Here is a 25,546-nt window from a genome sequence, read left to right as displayed (position 1 = left end):
GTCGTTCCGTGATCTGTGGGACGATGAGCGCGTGACCGTCGAGGCGACGACCGAGCGGGTGCTGCGGATGCTCGCGCTGCTGCAGCACCGGCCGTCCTGGACCGCCACCGAGCTCGCCGCCGAGCTGGGGGTCACCGACCGCTCGGTGCGTCGCGACGTGGAGCGGCTGCGCGCGCTCGGCTACCCCGTGCACGCGACGGCGGGCGTCGGCGGCGGCTACCAGCTCGGTGCGGGCACCCGGCTGCCGCCGCTGCTCCTCGACGACGAGGAGGCGATCGCGACGGCGGTGTCCCTGCGGATGGCGTCGGGTGGCACGGTCGCCGGGGCGGGAGAGGCGGCGCTGCGGGCGCTGACGAAGCTCGACCAGGTGATGCCGCCCCGGCTGCGCGCCGAGGTCCGGGCGGTGCACGGCGCCACCGAGACCCTGGTCGGCCCCGGGATCGAGATCGACCCGGAGCTGCTGGTGACGCTCGCGCGGGCCTGTCGCGACGCCGTGCGGGTGCGGTTCCGGTACGCCGGCCGCGACGGCGGGGACCGCGAGCGCACGGTCGAGCCGGTGCGGATGGTCGCCACCGGCCGCCGCTGGTACCTGATGGCCTGGGACGTCGACCGCGACGACTGGCGCACCTTCCGGCTGGACCGGATGCGCGACGTGGCGGCGACGACCTGGCGCTTCCGGGCGAGGGAACATCCGGACCCGGTCGCCTTCGTGCAGCGGGGCGTGACGGAAGCGCCGTACCGCTATCTCGCCCGGGTGCGGGTGCACGCCAGGGCCGACCAGGTCCAGGAGCTGGTGCCGCCTCAGGTGGGGCGCGTCGAGGACGATCGCGACGGGTGGTGCGTGCTCGTCGTCGGCGGGGATGACCTGGACTGGCTGGCCGTGCACGTGGCCCGGATGGGCTTCGAGGCGGAGGTGCTGGAGCCTCCGGAGCTGCGGGAGGCCATTGCCCGGCTCGCCCGCCGCCTCGCGGCGATGGCCGCCCGCGTTGCTACTGATCGGCGGTGACGGCGAGGGTGCCGAGCAGGGCGAGCGCGTCGGCGCTGGGGGAGCCGGGTTCGGCGTGGTAGACGACGAGTTGCTGGCCGGGCGCGGCGCGCACGTCGAAGCTCTGCATGCGCAGGGTGAGTTCGCCGACGTCGCGGTGGTGAAAGGTCTTCACCTCGGCGCGTTTGCCGCGCGCCTCGTTCCGCCGCCACAGCTCCGCGAACTCAGGACTCCGGTCCAGCATGAGGCCCAGCACCTCGCGTACGCGTGGATGGTGCGGATATTGCCCGTGGAGCAGCCGGAAGCCGGCCACCGTGTTGACGGCGGCGGCCTCCCAATCCCCGTAGAACGACCGCGCGTCCGGATCGAGGAAGAGTTTGACCAGGAGGTTGGCGCCGCCGTGGAAGCCTTCGAAGAGCGCGTATCCGAGCCGGTTGCCGGCGAGCACGTCGTAGGCCCGCCCGAGCACCAGCGCCGGGTTGTGCGGCCAGCCGTCGAGCAGCTGCAGCAGCTCGGGGTCCACGCGTTCGGGGGCGGACCAGGCGGGCCGCGGGGTGAGGCCGGCGAGCCGGAACAGGTGGGCGCGGGCGTCATCGTCGAGGTGGAGAACGGCCCCCAACGCGGACAGGACCTGTGGTGACGGGTTGCGTTCCCGGCCTTGCTCCAGCCGTACGTAATAGTCCACGCTGACGTCGGCCAGCATCGCGACCTCCTCGCGCCGCAGCCCCGGTACGCGCCGCCGCGAGCCGGCGGGCAGGCCGGCGTCTTCGGGGCGTACGCGAGCCCGGTGGCTGCGGAGGAAGTCCCCCAGAGGCGTTTCCGTCATGCCATCAAGCGTAGGCGTGACCCGCCGGCCGAGGGTGGGTGCGGTGCTCCCAGGCTCACAGCGGCCTGGGCCACCCCCGCCACGTACCCGAAGCTCGAAACCATGACAAAGACACCTGAACGCAAGGTCGTGCTGGTGACCGGCGCGAGCAGCGGCATCGGCGCGGCCACCGCTCGTACGCTCGCGGCCGCCGGCCATCATGTGATCCTCACAGCCCGCCGAACCGATCGCATCAAAACGATCGCCGATGACCTGTCTGTCGCAGGCTTCTCCGCGGAGGCACGCCCCCTCGACGTCACCGACGGCGCCCGCTTCCATGAGGTGGCCGAAGAAGTGGTGACGTCGTACGGGCGGCTGGATGTGCTGGTCGGCAATGCCGGCGTGATGCTCCTGTCCCGCCTCGACGCGCTGCTGGTCGAGGAGTGGGAGCGGATGCTCGATGTGAACGTGCGCGGCCTGCTCAACGGCATCGCCGCGACGCTGCCGATCTTCCAGGGCCAGGGGAGCGGCCACTTCGTCACCGTCGCCTCGATCGGCGCCCATCAGGTCGCGGAGACCTCCGCGATCTACCGAGGTGCGGGCCAGTGCTCCCGCCTTCAGGCGGGAGGTGTAGGCCCGCGCGGGAAGGCCCCCAAGGGCCTGAGCGTGCCCTGACCCGCGCTTTGGAACCGGTCGTGATCCACGTCTTGTCTTGTCTCATTTCTGGTGCCGGTCCTGGGACTGGAGGTAGGTGCGGACGGTGGCCTCGTTCGCGTCGCCGGTCGAGCCCGCATAGTAGGAGCGGGACCAGAAATGCCCGCCCCACAGGTATGTGCGGACGTGGACGCTGTATTCCTGGCGGAGGTAGCGGGCCGAGACGCCCTTGAGGGAGTTGACGAGGGAGGAGATTGCGACCTTGGGCGGGTAGCGGACCAGGAGATGGACGTGGTCGTGCTCGCCGTTGAAGTCGGTCAGCTGGCAGTCGAACTTCTCGCACACCTCTTTCATGATCTGTTCACAGCGCGTCAGCATCGGGTCGGTGAGTGCGTCCCGCCGATATTTCGTGACAAACACCAAATGCGCGGACAGATCGTGGACGCAGTGACGCCCCTTTCTGATGTCGGGGTTCGGTTCCCAGCGCGGTGACATACACCAAACGATAGAATGAGCCGCGTGGAGCAGGAGAAACGCAACCGCGCTCATGTCACCCGCCTGGAGTTGGACCAGCGGCAGAGCGCCGTCTTGGACGGCCAGGCGCACAACGCGCGCACGCTGTGGAACCTGCTGCACGAGTTCTTCACCTTCCGGCAGGGCCGGTTCGCCTCCCTCGCCCAATGCGACGAGGCCATCCGGGCCGCCGCAAAGAGATCGACTGGCTCAACGACCTGCCCGCCCAAGCGGCACAGGCCGTGCTGAAGACCTACCGGCAGGCGTGGGCCAACTACTTCAACCCCGACCACCCGGCCGAACGCCCCACGTTCAAGAGCCGGTTCCGCTCCCGGATGGCCGTGGACGTCCCCCAGGCGCGGGACCTGAACATCACCCGGATCAACCGCCGGTGGGGCGCGGTCACCATCCCCAAACTCGGCCGGGTCCGCTTCCGATGGACCAAAGACCTGCCCGGGGTCACCAAGGGCAGCCGGGATGGGAAGATCACCGGGGCGCGGCTGGTGAAGGAGGCCACCGGGTGGCACATCGTGTTCCGTATCCAGAGCGAGCAGCCGGTGCCCGCCCCGCATCCGGGGCCGCACACCGCGATCGACCGGGGCATCGCCGTACCGTTGGCGCTGTCCACCGGAGAGAAGATCTTCCACCGTAAAGAATGGCTGTCCGGCGGGGAGCAGGAGCGCCTGCTCCGGCTCGAGCGCAAAGCCGCCCGCCAGAAACGAGCCGCGAAACCCGGCCGGCCCACTAGCAACCGGCTGAAGCACACCTACGACCAGATCGCCCGCCTGCGCGCGAAAGCCATGCGCCGGGCCATCGACTGGCAGCACCAGACCACCGCCAAACTCACCGACCGGTTCTCCGTCATCGTGCTCGAAGACCTCAAGGTCACAAACATGATGGCGAGCGCCTCCGGCACCATCGAAGCGCCTGGCAAGAACGTCGCCCAAAAGCGGGGCCTGAACCGGGCCATCGCCACCGAGGCGTGGGGGCGCACCGCCGAGTTCCTCACCTACAAGGCCACCGGCAAGGGCGGCAAGGTCGTCTTCGTCCCTGCGCCGGGCACCAGCCAGGAATGCCACGCCTGCCACACGATCATCGAAGGCTCCCGCCAGAGTCAGTCCCGGTTCGTGTGCAAGAACCCAGCCTGCGGGTGGATCGGCAACGCCGACGTCAACGCCGCCCGCACCCAGTCGTATCGGTATAACTCAGCCGCCGGACGGGCGGTCACCGGACGTGGAGGCCCTGCCGTACTGGGGCCGCTGAAGCGTCAAGCACCTCATGGCGGGCCCACCCGCACCACCCCGCACGGGGCGGCCGCGTAGCGGCCATGAGAATTCTCCCCATTCATGCGGAGGAGCACGTCAATCGGCCACCAAATACGCGGCGGCCTGGGCGCTGACCGAGGGGCTGCGCCAGGAGCCGGGCATCCGGGTCACCACGATCTCCCCGGGCGTGGTCGACACCGAGCTCGCCGATCACATCACCGCCCCGGAGGTCGCCGAGGCCATGCGTACGTACCGGGCCGCCCTGATCCGTCCCGAGGACATCGCGAACGCGATCAAGTACGCCCTCGACCAGCCGTCCGACGTGGACGTCAGCGAGATCATCCTGCGCCCGTCGGCGCAGCGTCCATAGAACGGGGGATGAGCATGAGCAAGACCTGGTTCATCACCGGCGCCTCCCGTGGATTCGACCGCGCGTTCACGGCCGCGGCCCTGGAGCGGCGCGACCGCGTAGCGGCGACAGCGCGGCACCTTTCCGCCCTTGATGACCTGGTGGGCAAGTACGGAGCGGACTTGATCCAGGGGGTCCGCCGCCGCGGCGCGCGGTGCCCCTGAGGGGGCGCGGCCGGATCGGTGTCGTGCCTGCCCTGCAGCTGGATCGTCGGCGTCGGCCGCCCGCTCCTCCCGCCGGCGCGACACGGTTGTCGTAGCCGCCGGTGTTGGTGCGGCCGGTGAGATCGCGGAGCACCTGGGCGGCGGCCGGGCGCGCCGTCGGGTCCTTGGCCAGGCAGGCGAGCACAAGCGGGCGCAGCGGGCCGGGCACAGCGGAGACCTCGGGCTCGGCGTGCAGGATGGCGTGCAGAATCGCGGGCACCACCACGCCGCTGAACGGGATTCGCCCGCTCGCGGCGAAGACCATGGTGCCGGCCCAGGAGAACATGTCCGAGGCCGGGGAGAGCGTCTCGGCCGAGAGCTGCTCGGGAGACATGTACGCGGGTGTCCCCAGCAGCGAGGTGTTGCTCGTGACGTGGTCGATCGCGCGGGCGATGCCGAAATCGATCACGACGGGCCCTTCCGGCCCGAGGATCACGTTGCTCGGCTTGAAGTCACGGTGCACGATCCCGGCGCTGTGGATCGAGGCCAGCGCGGTCAACGTGGAGACCGGCAGCCGCTCCAGCCCGCTGCCGGTCCGCGGACCGTCGCGCTTGACCAGCTCGTCCAGGGACGTCCCCGGAACGTATTCGCTGACGATGTACGGCCGCTCGGCCACCAGGCCGGTGCCGATCACTCTGGCGGTACAGAACGCAGCGACCCGGGCCGCGACCTCCGCCTCGCGCAGGAAACAGCGCCGTGTGTCGGCATCGGCCGCGTACCGCGCGTGCAGCATCTTGATCGCCACACGCTGTCCGTCGGGCGACTCCCCCAGGAAGACAGACCCCTGGCCGCTGGGGTGCACACGCCGCGCGGACACCCGGGCAATTCGGAACATCCACTGAGCCGCCTCGCCCCGGCGGCATTCGTGGAGGTCGCTTGCTAACCGGAAAGCCTTTCCGTATAGTTCCGGAATAGCTTTCCGTTTCAGAGTACGCCACCGACAGATCGCTCACCACACCCCTGATCGCAAACCCAGGAGAACCGCATGCAGTACCGCACTCTCGGCCGGACCGGCATCAAGGTCAGCCCCTACGCGCTCGGCGCCATGATGTTCGGGGCCGTCGGCAACCCCGACCACGACGACTCGATCAAGATCATCCATAGGGCCCTCGACGCCGGGATCAACTTCATCGACACCGCCGACATGTACTCCCACGGCGAGTCCGAGGAGATCGTGGGCAAGGCACTCAAGGGGCGCCGCGACGACGTCGTGCTCGCCACCAAGGCCTGGTTCCCCGTGAACTTCGACCCCAGCGGCGCCACCCCGGTGGTTCCGAACCGGTCGGGAGCCTCTCGCCTCTGGCTGATCCGCGCCCTGGACGGCTCGCTGCGCCGCCTGGGCACCGACTACGTCGACCTGTTCCAGATCCACCGGCCCGACCCCGACACCGACATCGAGGAGACCCTCTCGGTGCTCACCGACCTGATGCGGGCCGGCAAGGTCCGGGCCATCGGCACCTCCTCCCTGCCCGCCTCGGACATCGTCCAGTCCCACTGGGTCGCCGAGCGGCGCGGCCTGGCCCGGCTGCGGACCGAGCAGCCTCCGTACTCGATCCTCAACCGCGGCATCGAGCGCGAGGTCCTCCCCGTGGCCCAGGAGTACGGCATGGGCACCCTGGTCTGGAGCCCGCTCGCCGGCGGCCTGCTCACCGGCCGCTACCGCAAGAACCAGCAGAACGCCACACACCGATCCCAGTTCGGCTTCCAGCACCTGAGCGACGAGCGCCGCCTGGACGCCGTCGAGCAGCTCATCCCCGTCGCGCAGGACGCCGGGATCTCGCTGACCCACCTGGCCATGGCCTTCGCCATCGCCCACCCCGGTGTCACGTCCGCGATCATCGGGCCACGCACCATGGATCACCTCGACGACCTGCTCGCGGGCGTCGACGTCAAGCTCACCGACGAGATCCTCGACCGGATCGACGAGATCGTCCCGCCCGGCACCGATATCGGCCGGCTCGACATGGCCTACAACCCACCCGCCATCCAGCACGCGCGCCTGCGCCGCCGGCCCGCCGACGAACGCGCCGCCGCCTGACCGCACCCCCTCACCATCCCCGCCTACCGTCACGCGTAAAAGGGGATGAACCCCTCCACGTTCGGTGCAAGGCTGGGCTCGTGAGCGACACGCGAACCGTGGTCCTGGTCGAGGGCGTCAGTGACAAGTCGGCCATTCAAGCGTTGGCCGAGCGCCGTGGCCGGAACCTGGCGGCCGAAGGCATCTCCCTTGTGGCGATGGGCGGTGCCACGAACATCGGGACGTATATCGGCAGGTTCGGCCCGTCCGGTCGCAACCTCCGGCTGGCCGGTCTGTGTGACGTCGGGGAGGAAGGCGACTTCCGGAGGGTTCTCGAGCGCGCCGGCCTTGGATCCAATCTCAGCCGAAGCGATCTGGAAGCGCTCGGATTCTTCGTGTGCGTCGCTGACCTGGAAGACGAGCTGATCCGCGCCCTCGGCACCGCCACGGTTGAGCGCGTCATCGACGCCGAGGGCGAGCTCCGCTCATTTCGCACGCTTCAGAAGCAACCCGAATGGCGCGGGAGCGCCACTCACGACCAGCTGCGCCGGTTCATGGGATCAGGCGGTGGCCGCAAGATCCGCTACTCTGGCCTGCTCGTCGCGGCACTCGATCTCGATCGCGTGCCGCGGCCGCTGGACATGCTGCTGGCCCACCTCTGCTGATCTACTTCCTCATCGCGGAGGAACACAAGGTTCAGTCGCGGGTCAGGTAGTGCTGGAGAGTCGGCGCGAGCCACTCGATCACCTCCTCGTCCGCCATGTCGGCCGCGGGAGGAAATTTCAGAATGTAGCGGCAGAGCGCCATCCCCAGCACCTGGGAGGCCACGAGCGCCGCCCTGGTCGCCGCCTGGTCCCCTGCGAAAACTGCGATCACCGGCGCGAGCTGGGTGCCGAAGACCTCGCGCATGCGCCCGGCCGCGGTCTCGTTCGTCACCCCCGTACGCAGCAGGACCTGAAGCACGTCATCGGCGTGCCACCGCTCCAGGAAATGCCGGATCACCATCTCGCCCAGGCGCTCGCGCGGCACCTTGCTCAGGTCGGGCAGGCGTAGGTCGAACTCGGCGGCGCCGGCGAACAGCTTGTCCTTCGTGCCGAAGTAGCGCATCACCATCGCCGGGTCAATGCCCGCGTCGGCGGCGACCGCCCTGATCGTCGCCTTCTCGTAGCCGTCGGCGGCGAAGCGCTCGCGGGCGGCGGCCAGGATGGCCGCCTTGGTCTCTCCTGCCGATCTCCTCATGCCAGCAAGTGTAGGCCAACACGTGTTGACTTTCTGGGCACGTTAGGTCAACAATTGTTGGCATGAGCCGAAAGGAGCACGCCATGTCGAAGACAGTGCTGGTCACCGGTGCTTCCACCGGAATCGGGCGGGCCACCGCCCTCCTGCTGGCCCGCGAGGGCTTCACCGTCTACGCCGGAGTCCGCAAGGAGGCCGACGGCCAGGCGCTCGGCCCGACCGTCACCCCGATCACGCTGGACGTCACCGACCCCGGCCAGATCGCGGAGGCGGTCAGGACGATCGGTCGCCTGGACGCCCTGGTCAACAACGCCGGCATCGGCGTCACCGGCCCCCTGGAGTTCGTCTCCCTGGACGCGCTGCGCCTGCAGTACGAGGTCAACGTGTTCGGCCAGATGGCCGTCACCCAGGCCATGCTGCCGAAGCTGCGCGCCTCGAAAGGCCGCGTCGTCACCGTCGGCTCGGTCGGCAGCTGGATCACCCTGCCCTTCGGCGGCCCGCTGTGCTCCTCCAAACACGCCATCCGCTCCCTCAACGACGCGCTGCGCATGGAGGTCAAGCCCTGGGGCATCCGCGCGGTCCTCATCGAACCCGGCTCCATCCACACCGCCGCCGTCGACAAGCTCGAAGGCGAAGTCGAACCCCGCCTGGCCGCCATCGGCGAGGAAGGCAGACGCCTGTACGGCGCCGCCTACCAGACCATGGTCACCAGCGGCCTGAAGGAAGAGCGCTCCGGCTCCAGCCCCGACGTGGTCGCCCGCGCCGTCCTGCACGCCCTGACCGCCCGCAAGCCGCGCTCGCGCTACCCGGTCGGCAAGAAATCACGGCTGATGAGCACGCTCGGCCGCATCCTCCCCCAATACACCCTCGACGCCCTGCGGCTGCGCGCACTGGGCCTGTCCTGAGCTCGGTGCCGTGGTAGCGTCGCCGTGGCGGCTCGTACGTGCCTGCCCCGGACGAGACGTGCGCCGTACCCGGCCCGCCAAGACGACGCACTCAAGGAGACGTCTTGGGTGCCCACACCTCCCTGATCGACTTCACCGCAGCGACTCCCCGGCCTCGCGCGTTGGATGTCCGGTGGATCCACGGCTCGCCGTCGGCCAAGCACAACACCGACCCGGACATCCAGGTCCACGCCTACGACGAGCACACGTTCATCCTCCGGCAGAACATGGCGATCGACTACGAGGCGCCGTTCCTGTTCCTGCTCTTCGGCAACGCCCGGGCGGTGCTGATCGACACCGGAGCCACAGAATCCGCCGAGTTCTTCCCCCTTCGCCGGGTGGTCGACGAGCTCATTGAGTCCTGGCTCGCCCGTCACCCCCGGCACGGGTACCACCTGCTGGTGCTCCACACCCATCCGCACGGTGACCACATCGCGGGCGACGGCCAGTTCACCGATCGTCCCGACACCACGGTGGTCGGCGCGGATCTGGCCACTGCCTGGGCGTACTTCGAATTCGCCGACCACCCCGCTGCCGTGGCGCAGGTCGACCTGGGAGGCCGGGTGCTGGAGTGTCTGGCCACACCGGGCCACCACGAAGCGGCGGTCACGTTCTACGACCCGTGGACCGGGTTCCTCCTCACCGGCGACACGGTCTACCCCGGCCGGCTCTACATACAGGACTGGCAGGCATTCACCCGGACGATCGATCGCTTGATCGACTTCTGCGACCATCGGACGGTCACCCACGTGCTCGGCTGCCACATCGAGATGACCCGCCAACCGGGCGTGGACTATCCGATCCGCACCGTCTACCAGCCCGACGAGCCCCCACTGCAGATGACCACCGGCCACCTGCGCGAGATCCGCGCAGCGCTGAAGGAGATCGGGGACCAACCCAGCCGCCGCGCCTTCCCGCTCTTCGTCCTGTGCCCCAGCGCATGAGCGACGCGAACAGACGAGGCCCCGTCCCCAGCGCCCCGAACGTCAGGGTCGCCACCAGCGCGTACGAGCGGTGACGGAAGAGCCGGAGATCGAGGAGGGGCGGTTCTGGTCCGCAGGGCGTGCCGGGCGAACGCCGCGACCATGCTCACCCCCACCACCAGGCTGATGATCGCCGTAGCGCTGCCGAGGTCCCGGCCTTCCGCACCGTCCTCACCGCCAATCTGCGCGAGTCTGTACACCAGTGCGGCCAGGCCGGGTGACAACAGTACGAGGCCCAGGACGTCAACGAAGACGGTCGTGACGACATCGCCTAGTTCGGCCGATGCGGTTCTACGACCGCGTGCATGCGCGCCCACATCAGCACCGAGACGAACGTCTTCGCCGCGAAACAGTGGGGGGCCAACCCGTATCTTGACGGATGTCTGGACGGAGTTGCGCGACACACGGCCCTCCCGGCGACTCGGCCAAGAGACGGTCTCGAAGCGAGGACTTCCGATAATGAGGCCAGAGCGAGACGTACGGCCCAGTTCGGCAGTTCCGCGAACGGCGGCCGATCCAAGCGCGAAATTTCGGCCAGCTGTGACCAGTACCCGAAGAAGACTTCCGTCCCTGTGCCTTGGGCCCCGCCGAACTCGGCTGCGCTGCCCTGCCCATCGAGGCCTCCGCCGCCGCTTCGGCCACGCCTCCACCGAGACCACCCAGCTGTACGCACTGCTGGACGACAAGATCCCTGACGCCGAGATCCGCGCCGCCCGCCGACGACGCGACCGCGCTGTCGACGGCTGCGGTCGCAGCGCCCTACGGTGATGCCATGGGACTGCGTATCGGTGCCTTAATCGTCGATTCCCAAGATCCCGGACGACTGGCCAGGTTCTGGGCAGTCGAGCAAGAATCGCCTGCATATCGACCTGCGACCCGAGCACCAGTCCGCAGAGGTTGCCCGCCTGGAAGGGCTGGGAGCTACCCGCGTCGAGGTTGGCCAAGGCAACAACCAGACCTGGGTAGTGATGGCCGATCCGGAAGGCAACGAGTTCTGCGTACAAGATGCCCATCCGCCGCAGGTCCGAGCACAGTGGCTACAGCGATACGAGGCCTACCAGCCGGTTCACACCTCAACATGATGGTCCAGATGGCCGGCCACAAGCGGACGTCGCTCTGTGTGGCTGTCAGCGAGCCCATGTGCGGCGACTGGCGAGCACCGGCAGAGACCCGTAAGCCCCGCTCGACACCCACCGGTGGCAACGGCTGGGATGATGGGAGTTCTCTACGATTCCGGCAGCTCAGTCGGAAGGACACCTCGTAAGTGCATTGCATTTGTCCATGACGCGGCTAAGACCGATGCGATCTTCGATGACGAGAACGTGATCGCGTACGGCGTGGGTGTGGTTTCCGGGTCAGCCGAAGGACTGGAGATGGGCCATCTCGTCGTCGGACAGCCGCAGCATTCCGGCAGTCACGTTCTCGGCGAGGTGATGCGGATTCCCGGTGCCCGGGATGACCAGCACATGCGGCCCTCGCTGCAGCGTCCAGGCCAGCCGGATCTGCGCGGGCGTCGCGCCGTGCGCATGGGCGATGGCGAGCACGTCCTGGTGCTCCGTGGCGGTCGCCCCTGCCTCGCGCCCGGCGCCTGCGATCGCGAAGAACGGCACGTAAGCGATACCCTGCTCGCCGCAGCTGCGTAGGAGCTCCTGCTCGCCGGCCGACGCGCCGATGCCGAAGGAGTTCTGCACGCACACCACCGGCGCGATGGCCTGGGCCTCAGCCAGCTGCTCTGGTGTGACATTGGATATCCCCAGGTGGCGAATGAGCCCAGCGTCGCGAAGCTCGGCCAGCGCGCCGAAATGGTCAGTGATCGAGCCGGTCTTCCGGCTTGGGGGGATGCGCAGGTTCACCACGTCGAGATGGTCACGCCCCAGCTGGCGCAGGTTCTCCTCGACCTGACCGCGCAACTGCTCTGGCGTGGCCCACCACCATTCACCCGACGGATCACGCGCTGGCCACACTTTCGTGGCGATGACGAGGTCGTCCGGATAGGGGGCCAAGGCCCGGTTGATCAGCTCATTGGCCGACAGGTGCGGCGAGAAGTAGAACGCGGCGGTGTCGATGTGGTTGACCCCAAGCTCGATCGCGCGCCGCAGCACGCCGATCGAACGATCGCGGTCGCCCGGGATACCGGGGCCGAAGGCGACGCTGCCCGTCAGACGCATCGCTCCGAACCCGATCCGGTTGACGGTCAGGTTGCCGAGGTCCCAGGTGCCCGCCGACGCGGCGGTGTTCGTCTGTGTGGTCATGATCAGGTGTATGTCCTTGCCTAGGAGTCTGCCGGAGAGGTGTGTGAGCGCCCGCGGTCATCGGGTCTGGCCGGATCCGGGCATGAAAAAAGCCTCCCCGTGCGGAGTTGCTCCGGCCAAGAAGGCTCAAACAGTAGTGATCAGTTTATCAGCTTGATCCGAGGGCCGGGATTTTGACCTCGGCTACGTGCTGGCCATCGCCGGCAACCGGCGCGTGAACCTGGTCGGGGCCGACCGCAGCCCGGCCGACATCGCCGTCAGTGTGGCCGATCAGCACTGGCATCGCTACCGCGCATGCGGCCATCTCCCAGCAAGGCCCCCGGCCCGTGGTCGGGCCAGGGGGTCGGCCTCGCGGCTCACGCCACGATCGGGAAGCGCCGATCCAGACCGGTGACGCGCAGCAGCTGGGCCATGAACGGGGGCATGCCGGTCAAGGCCAGCGTGATGCCCCGTGCCTGGGCCCGGCCTTGCGCGCCGAGCAGCACACCCAGCCCGCCGGCACTGCAGAAGGTGACCTGGGACAGGTCCAGGATGAGCAGGCTGGAGCTGTGGCTGAGGGCGTTCAGCAGTCGCTGGCGCAGCTGCGCTGTAGTGAAGATGTCGATGTCCCCGGCCAGGTGCACGAGGGTAGAGGCGGAGGCGGTCGCCCCGTGGAACGGGACGGTGTCGATGACGGTCAAGGAAGTCTCCTGTTCGGAGAGGCTGAAAATGGGATGAGGAACCTGCCGGCCGGAGATCGGTCCGCTGCCAGAACGGGCAGTGCCTGAACCGCTCAATCTGGCCGGCAGGCGGCACGTGGTCACGCCGGCGCTGACAGCCGTCTGACGGTGGACTGCGCCTCCTGCTCGGTGACCGATCCGGCCTCGTTCTCCCAGCGGGCCGAACTGCCGGCGGGCGTCGCGCGGACAGCGGGGTCGGGCGGCAGGTGCGCGAGGGTGAAAATGGCGTCGACAGTCCAGCCGGTGGTGTCCTGGGCGGTGAGCTTGAGCGTGGCCTCGGCAGGGCCGGCGGCGGTACCCGGCGGGATGATCAGCAGGACGACCGGCTCGACGGCGGCGAAGAATAGAATGATCACACGCGGATCGGCGTGGTGGAACCAGCCGACCGGGACCTGCCGCCCGCGTGCCGGGATCCGGCGCGGGACGCGCTGCCACGCGTCCCGGTGCACACCGATGCGGAGCGTGACCCGGCCAAGCAGCTGGTCCACGGCGGCGATGAGGCCAGGCAGTTCGGCCCTCGCGTCGCGGGAGTAGGGCCACCAGGCCCCGTTCACCACGGCTCGCCGATCCAGCACCGGGTGGAGACTGAGGCGTAGCGCGGAATCGACCTGAGGGATCGCGGATGAGGCAGAGCTGAGCGGTGTGCGTTGAGAAAGAAGTATCGGCGTCATGGTCGCCTGACCCGTCCAGGCCCTCCGCAGAGGGACCGGTAGCGTTGGTTCGCCGCGGGCGACGCCAGCCTGAGTGCCAACGCTCGAAATGTCCTCGGTGCCTTTACTCTACCTCATCTCCCGCGAATGAGCTGGCCGGCTTGATCGTGTTGGGGCCGTTGAACCGCAGGCTAGCCGCATGGCGATCTCGGTCGTGAAAGCAGTCCGCAGGCGGAAGGGCCACATGCGATGGGCGGCCATTCGTCACTGTGGTGGACGCATCTCCTTGATGAGGGTGTCGAGCGGCACATGGGCGAATCCGATGCGGGTGTCGCTCGCCCCGTAGGGCAGCCACACGGCGTCATCGTGGAGGAGGCCGCCGCAGGAGTACACCACGTTGGGCACGTAGCCTTCACGTTCGGAGCCGTCGGCGGTGAGCAGTGGGCCGGGGAGTTCGGCGATGACGCGTTGTGGCTGGTGCGAGTCGAGCAGCAGGGCGCCGATGGCGTAGTCGCGCATGGGGCCGACGCCGTGGGTCAGGACGAGCCAGCCGAATCTGGTCTCGATGGGGGATCCGCAGTTGCCCACTTGGATGAGTTCCCAGTCCCGGCGCGGGGTGTGCAGGGGTACCGGCCGTTGCCACCTGTTGTGCCGGTCAAGGGCGGTGAGTCCGGTGGTCTCGCCGTCGGAACGGCACAGCGCCAGCCTGCGTCCGCCGACCAGCCGGGGAAACAACGCCATGCCCTTGTTCACGGCGGCGGGGCCGCGCATGGGAGTGATCTCGAAATGGCGCAGGTCGTCGCTGGCGATCAGGTGAGAACGGATGTGCTGCCCGTCGTAGGCGGTGTAAGTGGCGCGGTACGACGGCCTGCCGTCTTCGTCGATGATCCGTACGAATCGTGCGTCCTCCATGCCGTTGCACTCGGCTGCGGTCGCCGGCCAGAGGACTCGCCGGTGAAGTGGGAGCTCGGCGGGGAATGCCACGGCGTAGTCCAAGCGCGTCGCGCGGCGCATCTCTTCGAGGGTCGACTGCGTGCTGGTGCGAGTGAGCAGGTCAGTGGGGAGCTGGGCGATCGCGTGTTCGAAGTCGTCGTCCTCGAAACGTTCCGGCAGGGATCGCAGCATGCTGGCCGTCACCTCGTTGTCCCAGGCGTCGTCGGCGAGTCCGGCGGCGAGCAGGTCGCGCCGATGATGGGTCCGGTGCCGGCGTCCGACGGAGAGTGTCCCGGAGCGGTCGGCGATGCCGAGGTCGGAGCCGGGCCCGAGCACTGCCGTGGTGAAGCCGATGGAGGACAGATGGCCCTCGCCGATCTGCCGCAGGCTGATCGCCACGCGGAGCTGTCCGGTGCTCAGGCCGGACTGGTCGGGATGGGGGATCATCGACGGGTTGCACACCGCGGCGGCCTCCACGGCGTACTCGTGACTGAAGTAGGCGCCCACGAGGAGGCGGGCCGGCAGGGACAGGTCGACGTCGCGCGGGACGCGATGGCGGATCAGGTCGTGGTGATGGGCGAAGGTCGCTTCAAGGTCGTGGTGCCGCCCGCCGAATCGCCGCAGCGTCCGCTGGAGCATCTCGGTCGTCTGGTCATGATCGAGGAGGAGGACGCGGTCGATCAGCGCGGCGGCCCGGCTACGGGTGAGCGCGGCGTCCTCGCCGGGCACGAAGAGCTTGATGATCACTCTTCGCGGGTCGGGAGACAGCGTCGGGCCGAGCCGTGTGGCCAGATCCCTGGTGGTCATGCGAGCCGCCTGGCGTGTTGCATGGTGGAGATCAGCGCGATGGTCGACTCCGCGCCCTGGTTGAGGTTCGGGCCTTGCTCGGTCAGGCCGTCGTAGCCTCCGCCGGTCGCCGGGTCCCACATCGGAACGCCGGCGTCGTTGGCACCCTGGAACCACTCCACTGCCCCCCGTACCTTCTCCTGCCATGAAGGGTCACCGGTCGCGAGCCCGGCGGTGGCGCAGGCGTCGGCGAGCGCGGCCACCTCGATCGGCTGCTGGTCGTAGCGAGACCGCGGCGCGCCCTGCCGCCAGCCGGCGGCGGGCACGACCGAGAGCCGGCCGTTCTTCGTCTGAATGTCACACAGCCACGTGAGCATGCGCAGGCCGACGCTGAGTAGCTGCCGGTCATCGCTCAGGTCTCCGGCGGAGATGATCACCTCGGCGAGAGCGGCGTTGGCGTACGTCAGATGCGGCTGTGGCCACGGCCAGGAGGGGTTCTCAGAGGGAGCACCGATCGTCTCCACGGCGTTCATCAGCATGGTTGCGGCCACGCTGCTGTCCGGGGTGGCGCGTAGGACCTCCGCCGCGCCGAGCCCGGCGAAGGCCATGGCGCGCGGATGTGGGGAGCGCTGTTCGGCCCCGAGGGTGAAGGCGCGCAGAGCCTCCTTCCGTATCCACGGAGCGGAGGTGCGGGCCGCCGCGGTGCCCAGGCCCCACATCGCCCGGCCCCACCAATCGCCGACGTCTGGCCGGTCACTCCAGCGCCGGTCGAAGGCGAGCCTGTTGCGGAACGCGCCGGAACGATCCTGAGCGTGCGTGAGGAAAGCCAGATAGCACTCGCTCAGCCGGGTCAGGCGGTGCGCCGGGTGCGGCTCCCGGCTGGCGACGACGAGGCCGCGGGCGACGTCGTCGGTGCAGTAACCGTGATGGCGCAAGACGGTGGCGTGCCGGGCATGCTCGAACAGGCCGGTGTCGTCGCTCATCCGGACCAGGTGCCTGAATCCGGGAGTGACGGTGCTCACGGCAGCACCGCGGCCGTCGCGGCCGGCCTCTGCGCGAGGAGCGACCGGGCGAGGCCGTCGTATCGCGCTGCGACCGCGGGCCACAGCAGGGTCGGGATCAGGGCGCGGGTACGGCCGGTGAGATCGTCGGCCAGCCCGGGTTGTGTGAGGACACGGCGTACGGCGGAGGCGAGCGCTGCGGGGTCGCCGTGGGGGACCAGAAGTCCTGGACCGCAGGTGAGCAGTTCCACTGCGTGGGGGAAGGAGGTGGCGACGACCGGCACGCCCGCGGCCACGGCCTCGATGAGGACGCCGGATGTGACCTGCTCCGCCGAGTCATAGGGCAGCACGACGACGTCCGCCGAGCGGATGAGTCGGCTCAGCGAGTCCTGATCCCGGTAGACAGGGTCGTGTCGTACGGCCTTGGACACCCCGATCCGGGCGGCGAGTTCATACAGGCGGTTGCGATAGGCCTCGCCTTGGTGTTCCAGCACCTTGGGGTGGGTCTTTCCGGCGATCGTGTAGGTCGGTGACGGGTCGAGGCCTCGCAGGAGCGCGAGCGCGCGCAACGCCCACTCGATGCCTTTACCGGGCCCGAGCAGGCCCCAGGTGAGCAGATGCGGACGAGGGCGGCGCCGAGCTGGGCCCCGCAGATGCTCGGCGGCACCGTGCGGGATGACGAACACCTTGCCGGCGTCCACCCGGTAGCCGGCCGTCAATCGGTCACGAGCGGTGCCGGTCATGGTGACGATCGCGCCGGCGGCGGCCCCGATCTCCTCGAGCAGGGCTTTCTGCTGAGGAGTGGGCCTGGCCAGGACGGTGTGCAGGACCACGATGCTCGGCACGATGAGGCAACGCAGCAGCGGCAGGACGTCCCGGCCGTCCGCGCCGGGGTAGATGCCGTACTCGTGCTGCACGATGGCTACGTCGAAGTCCTCGAGAGCGGCGGCCGCGGTCCTCCACCCGCCGGGAGTGTTCGCAGTCCAGGTGTGCACGACCCACGGCTGAGGCCGTTCGTCGTCGCCTTCCGCGGTGACACGGACGATCCCGCCGAACACACCGCCCCTGGTGAGATGGGCGGCGAGGGCGGAATTGAAGGTCGCGAGCCCGCATTGGGTGGGCGGGTGCGTGCTGAGAAAGCCGTATGTGAGGGCCACTGCCCTGCCTTTCGGTCATCCAGCCGCACCAGAACGCACGCCGATGCGGCTCGCGCGGTGAAGACGGCTACCCCGTCTGCCTGTGCGGTGGAGCCCGGAGCCTGCACCGGGGGCCCGCCTCATATCGGGGGCCCGGCGGTCGCGACCCTCAGCTGATGGCGTGGTCTGCGGCCATTTGACACTATCAGTCGCTGACGCCGATCTTCGTTCCGTCTGCCGCCAGGGTCTCCCAGTAGCGCCAACGCTCCTCCATGAGCCCACAATCCACGAGGCACTTAGAGTGGGGGAGACGCCTGGATCGGCGCCGCTCAGCAGAAAGGGTTGGCGGGCATGGAGCTACGTCAGCTGCGCTATTTCGTGACGCTGGCCGAAGAGCTGCATTTCGGCCGGGCCGCGGCCCGCGAGCACATCGTGCAGTCAGCGCTGAGCCAGCAGATCCAGCGGCTGGAACGCGAGTTGGGCGTGCGACTGCTGGATCGCAGCACCCACCACGTCGCTCTGACCCCGGCGGGCGCCGCTTTCCTCATCGAGGCGCGCCAGATCCTCGACCACGTGGGCCGCGCCGGGCAAGCCGCACGCAACGCCGTCGCGTCAGCGCCCACGCTCCGTGTCGGTATCATCGACGCCGGCTACGACACCATGCCGCAGATCCTGCGCGAATTCCAACACGCCCATCCCGGCATCACGATCCACCAGGTCGAAGCAGGCACCCCCGAGCAGTACCGGCAACTGGCCGACGGCCGCCTGGACATCGCCATCGGACCTGCTGGCCAGACCCCGGCCGCAGTGAAGTCCAAGCTGATCAGGCTCGATCCGCTCGGCGTGCTGGTGCCCGACGACCACGACTTCGCCGACATGACGGACGGCGTACGCGTCGCCGCTCTCGCTGACGAACCCCTGCTGCTCGGCGAGGAATCCCAGACGCCGGAGCTCAACCAGTTCGTCCTCGAGCTGTGCCGTTCGGCCGGGTTCGCGCCCACCATCTACGAGGGAACCGTTGAGAGCACCCGCGCCGCGGCTGACCTCGTACTCCAGCGCCGGTGCGTGCACTGCGTCCCCTCCTCCTTTCGCACCTCCACCCGGCCGGGCACCACCTGGCGGCCCCTGATCGAACCTGCCACGCACTACCCCTGGTCACTGTTGTGGTACGACGCCAACCCCTCTCCCCACATCGCCACCGTCATCGACAGCGCACGCCAACTCGCCGAGCGGCTCGGCTGGCTGGAACCCGCCGTCCCGCCCACCGGACCAACGCCCGGCGGAGGGGCTCCGAGCGTCATCAGCCACAGCGATGAGCCTGTCTGATGCGCCGGCTCGAACCATGGTGTACGCCACGAAGCCCAGGTGCTGCAGACAGTGGAGGGCGTGGTCCGCGACTTGTTCCCGTGCCGAGGGCGAAGTGCGGCATGCGGGCGAACTCCTGGTAGTCGGTGACCGCGCGGGACGTGCGGTAGCGCTGGTGAGTCTGGCGGACCAGCGTGGCGCCGTCGCAGGGTTAGCGATGGCCGCCGGCACGGTAGGCGGATGTGGAGGGCAGTTGCCTACAGCGTTCGATGCTGGGCAGGTGCTCCTTGCGGATTCTGGCGAGAGGGGGCCGGCCGTGTCAGAGAATGTCGCGTTGATCATTCGATTCCGCCTGGTGGGCGGTGAAGACATCTCCGTGATGAGCGGGGACTTCGCTGGGGAGCCGGAGGCGGTGGCGGCGGTCGCACGTGCTGTGGACGAGCGGCGCAGCCTGGTGTTGATGCGGGCGAGATATGACCGTGAGGCTGACGTGCACGGCGTGGTCATCAACCTCGCCAATGTGGTGTCGGTGCGTGTGTCGAAGACAGACAGCGCCGAGGCGGGCCAGTACCTGTAGCGGGCGGGCTGCCCAACATGACACGGCAGGGAATCCAGTACGGGGGAACCGGATCAGTTATGACGGGACGTGTGCCGGAGAGCCGCAAGGTTGTGGTGGACCGGTCGGAAGGCTTCGGCGAGCGGCTGTTGGGGCAGTTGCTGGACCGGGCTCACGCTATGCCGCCACAGCTCATCGCTCCGTTGGTGGCGGAGGAGGTGCGCAGGATCGGTGGCCGGGATGTGTCGATCTTGCTGCTGGCCTATGACCAGGTGATGTTGGTGCCGCTGCCGGGCAGGGGGCTCATGGGGGGCGATCCCGTGCCCATTGACGGGTCATGGGCAGGTGAGGCTTTTGTCAGCGAGGCGAGGCAGGAGCATCCGGTGGCCGACGGCATCCGGATGTTCCTGCCGCTGCTTGATGGCAGTGACGAGGTCGGGGTGATGGCCCTGACCCTCAGCAGGGTCGACGACGACGACCGCCGATTTCTGCGACGGCTGGCCGGCCTGGTCGCCGATATGCTCGTCATCAAGAACAGCTATACAGACGAGTTCTCCCGGGCGCGGCGTCGCGAGCCGATGAGCGTGTCGGCGGAGATCCAGTGGTCGCTGTTGCCCCCGTTGTCCATGGCCATCCCGCAGGTCGCGGTTGCCGGGATCATGGAGCCGGCCTATGACGTCGCCGGGGATAGCTTGGATTACGCCCTCAACGACGAGGTCCTGCACATGGCCGTTATTGACGCGATGGGCCATGGTTTGAACGCCGCTGTGCTGGCGACCGTGGCCATTGGCGCCTATCGGCGTGCCAGGCGCGCCAACGTGGGGCTTGCCGAATTGTATGAATTCATGGATACCGCCATCAATGAGCAGTTCGGTCCCGATCAGTTCGTCACGGCGCAGATGGCGCGTCTGGATATCGGGTCGGGTTACTTGGAATGGGTCAACGCGGGACATCCGGCGCCGTTGCTGATCCGCGGCAACCGGGTCATTGAGGCGTTGGAAGGTGCGGGCACCCGACCGGTCGGTTTTGGCGGTGCCGCCCCGCAGATCAACACGCGCCAGCTCATGCGTCACGATCGGGTGCTGTTCTACACCGATGGTCTTGTCGAAGAGCACGAGATCGGTGGTGAGCAGTTCGGCGAAGAACGTCTGATCAACTCCATCGAGCGTGTCGGGCCCATGACGAGAAGCGTGCAGCAGATGGTACGAAGCCTTTCTCACACCCTGATGCGGCAGAGGAAGGGGACGACAAGTGATGACGCGACCCTCTTCCTGGTCGAATGGTGCGGCGGAACCGCCGACCACCTGGCCGAGGTCTTTGACCGTTCTGAACATTCTGCTGATGCGGTCGCGGGCAAGGCTTATCATCAGCCGTGCTCACCGGCCGGACGCTGCCGGGACGACCAGACGGTTCTGATCTCGGAGACGCCGCAAAACTGACCCTCTGGGGACGCTCTCCTGTTGGCCACAGCCGGCACCGGGCGCAGAGCCCCGGCCTGTAGTGGGCACGACGGGATCGGACAACTCTCGGATCTCAAGGACGGCACGGTGAAGAGTGATGAATGATCGACCTCCGCGGCGGCCGGATCCGAACGATGACATGGATCAGGCACTGGCCGACGTCTTGAAGGCGATCGGCACAGCCTCGCGCGCACTCGCCTTTCAGAACGCGACGAGCATGGCCTGCCGCGGTGACCGGCAGCGGCTCGCCGTCTGTCTTGAGGCGATGACGCCTGGTCAGCTGGTTGAGGTGGCTGCCGCCGCCCGGTTGCTCAGCACCGAGGCCGACCACGCGCTCGCCAGGAGGGAGCCGTAACGGGTGTGCGGTCCGCACCGAAACGTGTGATCAGGTTGATCGGCACTCACTGCGAGAGCCGTGGCTCGCTATCGCCTCAGGTGATGAGGCTAGCTGGGATTGCGTGTTTCCGCGGGCTCGCCGAGCACCTTGAGTGGTGGGTGACCAGTCGGCGCAGCTTGCGTCGCCGTCACGGTGAGGGGGTCGTCATGACCCTGGACGCACAAAGAACGAGCGCGACCGACCGCGCACGCCTGAATGGTCAGGCGCCGCGCTGCGATCACGTCGACCTGCTCCCGGCTGTGGAGTACGGACCACCCGAATGCAAGGGATGTCTGGCCCTCGGCCAGACCTGGACGCGGTTGCTGGTGTGCCTGACCTGCGGGTGGGTGGCCTGTTCCGATGATTCACCCGGGCGTCATGCCCGTGCCCACTACCGGGAGACCGACCACCCGGTGGTCACCGTCCTGGAGCCACGGTCGACGTGGCGTTGGTGTTACGTGCACCGCCGGACCGTATAGACGAGATGAAGGAGATTCCATGACCGTTTCCGAGCAGGCGGCGGAACGCCGTCAGGACTACGACGGCGCATCGCCGTTCCCCGGGGCAGCAGGACACGCGCCGGTCGGTCGTGCTCAGGTGTGGCTGACGGCGGCGATCGTCGTGGTGCCGTTCATTGCGCTCGGTGTCGCGATCTTCCTGGCGTGGGGGCAGGGAGTGGCGTTCACCGATCTGCTGCTGGCCGCGGGCTTGTATGTGGTGACCGGGCTGGGCGTGACGGTCGGGTTCCATCGGCTGCTGACTCATGGTTCTTTCACTGCGCGGCCATGGCTGCGCGTGGCGTTGGCGGTCGCTGGTTCGATGGGCTTCCAGGGCAACGTGATCGACTGGGTGGCGGTGCATCGCCGCCATCACGCGTTTACTGATCGGCCGGGCGATCCGCACTCTCCCTACCGATACGGAACCGGCCTTCGCGGGCAGCTTCGGGGGCTTGCCCACGCTCACCTTGGCTGGATGTTCACCGACGACCAAACGTCGGCCGAGCGCTATGCCCCGGACCTGCTGGCCGATCCGGCCATGGCCCGGGTGACACGCGCCTTTTCCGCGTTGTGTGCGCTGTCGCTCGCGCTGCCGTTCCTGGCCGGCTGGGCGATCACCGGCACCCTGTACGGTGGCCTGACCGCTTTCCTGTGGGCCGGATTGATCCGCATCGCGCTGCTGCAGCACGTCACCTGGAGCGTCAACTCCCTGTGCCACGTCGTCGGCAGCAGGCCTTTCAACACCCGCCGCCACGACCGCTCCACCAACCTGTGGCCGCTGGCCCTGCTGTCCTTCGGCGAGAGCTGGCACAACGGCCATCACAGCGAGCCCAGCTGCGCCCGTCACGGTCTCGAGCGGGGCCAAATCGACCCGGCGGGCGGGGTGATCCGCCTCCTGGAGCGGCTGGGTTGGGCCAGCGACGTGCACTGGCCCGATGCCGACCGCGTCCAACGCCGCCGCGCCGCGCCGCCATCACAAGCCCGCGCCCCGGCTGGAGACTGAGCGATGCCGCGTGCGGTGTCGCTGCCGGCACCTCCACCCGGGCCGGGCACCACCTGGCGGCCCCTGATCGAACCGAGCGAGCGGCGGTCCGCCGTTTTCGCGCGGCAGTGGCCCGCGGCCGCCTCCATGACAGGTGGGACGGCTCAGCGGCCGAAGCCGGATCGAGTGGCCGCGTCCACGATCGCGTCCTTCTCCGCGTCGGTGAGGACCTTGGTCCGGACCAGCTCGCCGGTGACGTGGGCGACGTGCGCCATGAAGGCGCCGGCGCCGTCCCAGTCCACGTCGTCGCGGATGAGGTCGTTGACCGTGCAGCCGTGCGTGGCGTATCGGTTGGCCACGCCGGAGCCTGCCTCTCCCACGATCACCTTCCTGCGCAGGTCCGAGCCTGGGTACGCGTCGCGCTCGGGCGTGTATCGGAGCAGGTGTGAGCCGTACTGCTCGACCTGGGGCCTGAGCACCGGCCCCATCACATGCTCGGCCAGCCGACTCACGATTCTTCCTTCCTGCCACGAAGCCGGGAGGCCAGGAACCGGCCGGCTCGCTCCAGCGCCGCTGCCGCCTCGGCCGATTCGTTGTGCTGGAACACGTGCGGTTGGCGCGGAGCGACCTCCAACGTCACCGCGACCTCGTCCGCCCCTGCGCGCCCGGCCAGCCGTACGGCGTCGTCCAGCAGGAGCTCGCTCGATCCGACCTGGATCAGCAGGGGCGGCAGCCCCGTGAGGTCGGCGAAGACCGGGCTCACCTCGGGCGCCGACCTGTCACCGCCGGCGACGTACTGATCGAAGTACCACTCGAGATCGGCCGGGGTGAAGATGGGGTCGACCCCGTCCTTGGACCGCATGCTCGCGCCGCTGAGGGTGAGATCGACCGCTGGTGAGAACAGGACAGCCGCCGCCGGCATCGGCAGGCCCGCGTCCCGGGCGCGCAGCATGGTGACCACGGCCAGCCCGGCTCCGGCCGAGTCGCCCGCGATCATCAGCCGTTGGGGGTCGGTGCCGGAGTCCAGCAGCTCGCGGTAGGCCGCCAGGCAGTCATCGGACGCGGCCGGGAACGAATGCTCCGGCGCCAGCCGGTAGTCGAGCGAGATCGCCCGGCCATCGAGGTGCTGCAGCAGCGCGACGGTGAGGTGGGCGGTGACACGCGCCGACCCGACCACGAAGGCGCCGCCGTGGAGATACAGCAGCACGTCCTCGCCTGCCGTGCCGGGCGCTCCGATCCGCAGCTCCAGTGCCGGCCGCCCGCCGAGTGTGGTCGCCGATGAAGCGACATTCGCGGCTAAGGGCCTGGTGAGCATGGCCGCGAACTGCTCGCGCTGTTCGGCAAGGTTTCGCATCTGATCCTCCAGCAAATTAGTCAAGCGACCTGACAGTCAAGTGACTTTACCATGCCTGCTGATATCGTCAAGCTGCCTGACGAAATCGCATGGAAGGGAGACCACACGGCGATGACGAGGCGATCCCCAACGCGCGAGCAGCAAGACCAGCCCAACGTGCCCCTCCCCACCCTGCTCACGCAGGCCAAGGACATCGCGCTCGGACGACTTCACCAGCGGCTGGCCGACGAAGGGTTCGAGGGGATCCGGTACGTGCACGGCTCCGTCTTCCGGTTCATCGACGCCGAAGGCTCGCGGCTGACCACGCTCGCCGAACGCTCCGGACTCACCAAGCAGGCGATCAGCGAACTGGTCGGCGAACTTGAGGATCAGGGTTACGTCGAGCGCGTGCCCGACGCGGGCGACCGCCGCGCCAAGATCATCCGCCTCACCGACCAGGGCACGATGGCCCAGGTCGCAGCGGCCCGGATCCTCGCCGACATCGAGCAGCGGTGGTCGCGGCATCTCGGCGCGGACCAGGTCACCGTGCTGCGGCGCGCCTTGGAAGAGGTCATCGCCCTCGAACGCGGTTAGCTCTCCGACCGTTCACCCGGAGTGCGACCGCGCGAGACTCGTCAGATGCAGGATGGAGCGGTGCCTGGCTGCCGCCACGTCGGCCCGCGGGCGCAGGTCGACCGAGGACTACTCCGACCAGGACCAGCACCAGCCCGCACAGTTGCTGGACAGTCAGCACCTCTCCGGCGACCGCGGTGCCGAGCAGCACGCCCGTAACGGGGTTGAGCAGTCCGATCAGACCCACGGTCCCCGCAGGCAAGCGCCGGAGCCCGGCGAACCAGGCGGCGAAGGCCAGCGCGGTGGCGACCAGGGCGACATAGCCGAATGCGAGGAGCGCCGGTGTGGAGAGCGCGGGCGGAGGGCCCTCCACAACTGCGGCGACCGGGAGCAGGAACAGACCTCCGGCGGTGAGCTGCCAGGCGGTCGAGGCGAGGACATCGGCACCGGCGCTCCACCGCTTGGCCAAGATGTGGCCGAAGGACGAAACCAGCACGGCAGCGACCGAGGCGAGGACTCCTGGCACGCTCACGCCTCCCACCCCCGTGAGCAGCATGAGACACACCCCGGCGAGCCCGATCACGGCGCCGGCGAGGTGCGCGATGCTGGGCCGCTCGGACACCAGGGACCAGGCAATGAGCATCATCGTCAGCGGCGACACCGCCATGACGGTCGAGGCGACGCTCGTCGGAAGCAACTGAGAGGCGGCGTAGACGAGGACGAAGAACACGCTCACGTTGAGCAGCCCGAGCACGGCGGATCGCCACCACCACGCGCCGCGTGGCCGCTGCCTGCACAAGGCCAGCAGAACGAGGCCGGCGGGCAGCGCCCGCAGAGCTGCTCCCTGCAGTGGGCGGTCTGCGGGGAGGAACTCGTGGGTGACGAAGTAGTTGGCCCCCCAGGCCACCGGCGCGACCGCGGTCAGTGCCACCCAGCGCACATTAGCTTCCATGGAAGACAATATAACTTCCCA

Annotated in this window: 30 protein-coding genes and 1 riboswitch; of the genes, 17 read left to right on the top strand and 13 right to left on the bottom strand. The window is 68.6% G+C overall.

The window, feature by feature from the left end; all coding sequences use genetic code 11:
• Nucleotides 1–67: 67 nt before the first annotated feature.
• Nucleotides 68–1,006 (top strand): helix-turn-helix transcriptional regulator, encoded by a 939-nt coding sequence (locus OHA25_RS05180; RefSeq protein WP_442942167.1) that lies wholly within the window; start codon nucleotides 68–70, stop codon nucleotides 1,004–1,006.
• On the opposite strand, the gene OHA25_RS05175 is transcribed toward OHA25_RS05180, so the two are convergent.
• Nucleotides 990–1,811: a helix-turn-helix transcriptional regulator gene (locus tag OHA25_RS05175; RefSeq protein WP_327586460.1), complete on the bottom strand. Its 822-nt coding sequence runs from the start codon at nucleotides 1,809–1,811 to the stop codon at nucleotides 990–992. The genes OHA25_RS05180 and OHA25_RS05175 overlap by 17 nt on opposite strands.
• Before the next feature lie 102 nt (nucleotides 1,812–1,913).
• Between OHA25_RS05175 and OHA25_RS05170 the strand changes: the two genes are divergently transcribed.
• Nucleotides 1,914–2,465 carry an SDR family oxidoreductase gene (locus OHA25_RS05170; protein ID WP_327586459.1) on the top strand — a complete coding sequence of 184 codons (552 nt, stop codon included), beginning with the start codon at nucleotides 1,914–1,916 and terminating at the stop codon, nucleotides 2,463–2,465.
• 42 nt (nucleotides 2,466–2,507) lie between these two features.
• Here OHA25_RS05170 and tnpA read toward each other — a convergent pair whose 3' ends face one another.
• Entirely contained in the window at nucleotides 2,508–2,939 is a 432-nt protein-coding gene (gene tnpA, locus OHA25_RS05165; RefSeq protein WP_327586458.1) for an IS200/IS605 family transposase, read from the bottom strand.
• A gap of 24 nt (nucleotides 2,940–2,963) precedes the next feature.
• Between tnpA and OHA25_RS05160 the strand changes: the two genes are divergently transcribed.
• Genes OHA25_RS05160 through OHA25_RS05150 form a run of 3 tightly spaced genes read left to right on the top strand, consistent with a single transcriptional unit; the run spans nucleotide 2,964 to nucleotide 4,592 of the window.
• Nucleotides 2,964–3,206: a hypothetical protein gene (locus tag OHA25_RS05160; RefSeq protein ID WP_327586457.1), complete on the top strand. Its 243-nt coding sequence runs from the start codon at nucleotides 2,964–2,966 to the stop codon at nucleotides 3,204–3,206.
• A complete protein-coding gene (locus tag OHA25_RS05155) occupies nucleotides 3,125–4,279 on the top strand; it encodes an RNA-guided endonuclease InsQ/TnpB family protein (RefSeq protein ID WP_327586456.1) in 1,155 nt (384 codons plus the stop codon). The genes OHA25_RS05160 and OHA25_RS05155 overlap by 82 nt, the downstream gene beginning before the upstream one ends.
• Nucleotides 4,236–4,592 carry an SDR family oxidoreductase gene (locus OHA25_RS05150; protein ID WP_327586455.1) on the top strand — a complete coding sequence of 119 codons (357 nt, stop codon included), beginning with the start codon at nucleotides 4,236–4,238 and terminating at the stop codon, nucleotides 4,590–4,592. The genes OHA25_RS05155 and OHA25_RS05150 overlap by 44 nt, the downstream gene beginning before the upstream one ends.
• 66 nt (nucleotides 4,593–4,658) lie before the next feature.
• Here OHA25_RS05150 and OHA25_RS05145 read toward each other — a convergent pair whose 3' ends face one another.
• The gene (locus tag OHA25_RS05145) at nucleotides 4,659–5,669 is read right to left on the bottom strand and encodes a serine/threonine-protein kinase (protein ID WP_327586454.1); all 1,011 of its coding nucleotides are present in this window, start codon (nucleotides 5,667–5,669) and stop codon (nucleotides 4,659–4,661) included.
• A gap of 150 nt (nucleotides 5,670–5,819) precedes the next feature.
• Between OHA25_RS05145 and OHA25_RS05140 the strand changes: the two genes are divergently transcribed.
• Together OHA25_RS05140 and OHA25_RS05135 are read left to right on the top strand one after the other, a co-directional pair.
• Nucleotides 5,820–6,872 carry an aldo/keto reductase gene (locus OHA25_RS05140; protein ID WP_327586453.1) on the top strand — a complete coding sequence of 351 codons (1,053 nt, stop codon included), beginning with the start codon at nucleotides 5,820–5,822 and terminating at the stop codon, nucleotides 6,870–6,872.
• Between the two features lie 80 nt (nucleotides 6,873–6,952).
• Nucleotides 6,953–7,516: a TOPRIM nucleotidyl transferase/hydrolase domain-containing protein gene (locus OHA25_RS05135; protein ID WP_327586452.1), complete on the top strand. Its 564-nt coding sequence runs from the start codon at nucleotides 6,953–6,955 to the stop codon at nucleotides 7,514–7,516.
• 31 nt (nucleotides 7,517–7,547) lie between these two features.
• Here OHA25_RS05135 and OHA25_RS05130 read toward each other — a convergent pair whose 3' ends face one another.
• Entirely contained in the window at nucleotides 7,548–8,090 is a 543-nt protein-coding gene (locus tag OHA25_RS05130) for a TetR/AcrR family transcriptional regulator (protein WP_327586451.1), read from the bottom strand.
• Nucleotides 8,091–8,173: 83 nt separating this feature from the next.
• On the opposite strand from OHA25_RS05130, the gene OHA25_RS05125 reads away from it, so the two are divergent.
• From OHA25_RS05125 to OHA25_RS05115, 3 genes are all read left to right on the top strand, one after another.
• Nucleotides 8,174–8,992 carry an SDR family oxidoreductase gene (locus OHA25_RS05125; RefSeq protein ID WP_327586450.1) on the top strand — a complete coding sequence of 273 codons (819 nt, stop codon included), beginning with the start codon at nucleotides 8,174–8,176 and terminating at the stop codon, nucleotides 8,990–8,992.
• Between the two features lie 24 nt (nucleotides 8,993–9,016).
• Nucleotides 9,017–9,084, top strand: a riboswitch (guanidine-III (ykkC-III) riboswitch).
• 12 nt (nucleotides 9,085–9,096) lie between these two features.
• Nucleotides 9,097–9,975, top strand: a complete 879-nt coding sequence (locus OHA25_RS05120) for an MBL fold metallo-hydrolase (RefSeq protein WP_327586449.1) — start codon at nucleotides 9,097–9,099, stop codon at nucleotides 9,973–9,975.
• Nucleotides 9,976–10,817: 842 nt separating this feature from the next.
• Complete coding sequence (locus tag OHA25_RS05115) at nucleotides 10,818–11,096, top strand: VOC family protein (RefSeq protein ID WP_327590928.1); 279 nt, start codon at nucleotides 10,818–10,820, stop codon at nucleotides 11,094–11,096.
• Nucleotides 11,097–11,369: 273 nt separating this feature from the next.
• On the opposite strand, the gene OHA25_RS05110 is transcribed toward OHA25_RS05115, so the two are convergent.
• The 6 genes from OHA25_RS05110 to OHA25_RS05085 all read right to left on the bottom strand — a co-directional run bounded on the left by OHA25_RS05110 (nucleotide 11,370) and on the right by OHA25_RS05085 (nucleotide 17,512).
• Nucleotides 11,370–12,266, bottom strand: a complete 897-nt coding sequence (locus OHA25_RS05110) for an oxidoreductase (RefSeq protein ID WP_327586448.1) — start codon at nucleotides 12,264–12,266, stop codon at nucleotides 11,370–11,372.
• 356 nt (nucleotides 12,267–12,622) lie between these two features.
• Nucleotides 12,623–12,946 (bottom strand): STAS domain-containing protein, encoded by a 324-nt coding sequence (locus OHA25_RS05105; RefSeq protein WP_327586447.1) that lies wholly within the window; start codon nucleotides 12,944–12,946, stop codon nucleotides 12,623–12,625.
• A 119-nt stretch (nucleotides 12,947–13,065) separates the two neighbouring features.
• The gene (locus OHA25_RS05100; protein WP_327586446.1) at nucleotides 13,066–13,656 is read right to left on the bottom strand and encodes a DUF5994 family protein; all 591 of its coding nucleotides are present in this window, start codon (nucleotides 13,654–13,656) and stop codon (nucleotides 13,066–13,068) included.
• Between the two features lie 243 nt (nucleotides 13,657–13,899).
• Nucleotides 13,900–15,375, bottom strand: coding sequence for a glycoside hydrolase family 130 protein (locus OHA25_RS05095; protein ID WP_327586445.1), 1,476 nt, complete (start codon nucleotides 15,373–15,375; stop codon nucleotides 13,900–13,902).
• Entirely contained in the window at nucleotides 15,372–16,376 is a 1,005-nt protein-coding gene (locus OHA25_RS05090; RefSeq protein ID WP_327586444.1) for a glycosyltransferase, read from the bottom strand. The genes OHA25_RS05095 and OHA25_RS05090 overlap by 4 nt, the downstream gene beginning before the upstream one ends.
• On the bottom strand, nucleotides 16,373–17,512 hold the full coding sequence (locus tag OHA25_RS05085; RefSeq protein ID WP_327586443.1) for a glycosyltransferase: 1,140 nt from the start codon (nucleotides 17,510–17,512) through the stop codon (nucleotides 16,373–16,375). The genes OHA25_RS05090 and OHA25_RS05085 overlap by 4 nt, the downstream gene beginning before the upstream one ends.
• A 330-nt stretch (nucleotides 17,513–17,842) precedes the next feature.
• On the opposite strand from OHA25_RS05085, the gene OHA25_RS05080 reads away from it, so the two are divergent.
• The 6 genes from OHA25_RS05080 to OHA25_RS05055 all read left to right on the top strand — a co-directional run bounded on the left by OHA25_RS05080 (nucleotide 17,843) and on the right by OHA25_RS05055 (nucleotide 22,688).
• A complete protein-coding gene (locus OHA25_RS05080) occupies nucleotides 17,843–18,817 on the top strand; it encodes a LysR family transcriptional regulator (protein ID WP_327586442.1) in 975 nt (324 codons plus the stop codon).
• A 295-nt stretch (nucleotides 18,818–19,112) separates the two neighbouring features.
• Nucleotides 19,113–19,373, top strand: coding sequence for a hypothetical protein (locus OHA25_RS05075; protein ID WP_305914271.1), 261 nt, complete (start codon nucleotides 19,113–19,115; stop codon nucleotides 19,371–19,373).
• 71 nt (nucleotides 19,374–19,444) lie between these two features.
• Nucleotides 19,445–20,791, top strand: a complete 1,347-nt coding sequence (locus tag OHA25_RS05070) for a PP2C family protein-serine/threonine phosphatase (RefSeq protein ID WP_327586441.1) — start codon at nucleotides 19,445–19,447, stop codon at nucleotides 20,789–20,791.
• A 160-nt stretch (nucleotides 20,792–20,951) separates the two neighbouring features.
• On the top strand, nucleotides 20,952–21,167 hold the full coding sequence (locus OHA25_RS05065) for a hypothetical protein (RefSeq protein ID WP_305914273.1): 216 nt from the start codon (nucleotides 20,952–20,954) through the stop codon (nucleotides 21,165–21,167).
• A gap of 83 nt (nucleotides 21,168–21,250) precedes the next feature.
• The gene (locus OHA25_RS05060) at nucleotides 21,251–21,667 is read left to right on the top strand and encodes a UBP-type zinc finger domain-containing protein (RefSeq protein ID WP_327586440.1); all 417 of its coding nucleotides are present in this window, start codon (nucleotides 21,251–21,253) and stop codon (nucleotides 21,665–21,667) included.
• A gap of 19 nt (nucleotides 21,668–21,686) precedes the next feature.
• Nucleotides 21,687–22,688, top strand: a complete 1,002-nt coding sequence (locus OHA25_RS05055; RefSeq protein ID WP_327586439.1) for an acyl-CoA desaturase — start codon at nucleotides 21,687–21,689, stop codon at nucleotides 22,686–22,688.
• A gap of 143 nt (nucleotides 22,689–22,831) precedes the next feature.
• Here the strand turns inward: OHA25_RS05055 and OHA25_RS05050 are convergent, their stop codons facing one another.
• Nucleotides 22,832–23,179, bottom strand: a complete 348-nt coding sequence (locus tag OHA25_RS05050; protein ID WP_327586438.1) for a hypothetical protein — start codon at nucleotides 23,177–23,179, stop codon at nucleotides 22,832–22,834.
• Nucleotides 23,176–24,021 carry an alpha/beta hydrolase gene (locus OHA25_RS05045; protein WP_327586437.1) on the bottom strand — a complete coding sequence of 282 codons (846 nt, stop codon included), beginning with the start codon at nucleotides 24,019–24,021 and terminating at the stop codon, nucleotides 23,176–23,178. The genes OHA25_RS05050 and OHA25_RS05045 overlap by 4 nt, the downstream gene beginning before the upstream one ends.
• Before the next feature lie 111 nt (nucleotides 24,022–24,132).
• Between OHA25_RS05045 and OHA25_RS05040 the strand changes: the two genes are divergently transcribed.
• A complete protein-coding gene (locus OHA25_RS05040) occupies nucleotides 24,133–24,594 on the top strand; it encodes a MarR family winged helix-turn-helix transcriptional regulator (RefSeq protein ID WP_327586436.1) in 462 nt (153 codons plus the stop codon).
• On the opposite strand, the gene OHA25_RS05035 is transcribed toward OHA25_RS05040, so the two are convergent.
• Nucleotides 24,572–25,525 (bottom strand): EamA family transporter, encoded by a 954-nt coding sequence (locus OHA25_RS05035; RefSeq protein WP_327586435.1) that lies wholly within the window; start codon nucleotides 25,523–25,525, stop codon nucleotides 24,572–24,574. The genes OHA25_RS05040 and OHA25_RS05035 overlap by 23 nt on opposite strands.
• Between the last annotated feature and the right edge of the window lie 21 nt (nucleotides 25,526–25,546).

The sequence above is a fragment of the Nonomuraea sp. NBC_00507 genome, assembly GCF_036013525.1.
Classification (GTDB): domain Bacteria; phylum Actinomycetota; class Actinomycetes; order Streptosporangiales; family Streptosporangiaceae; genus Nonomuraea.
This window is presented reverse-complemented; position numbering and strand designations above follow the sequence as displayed.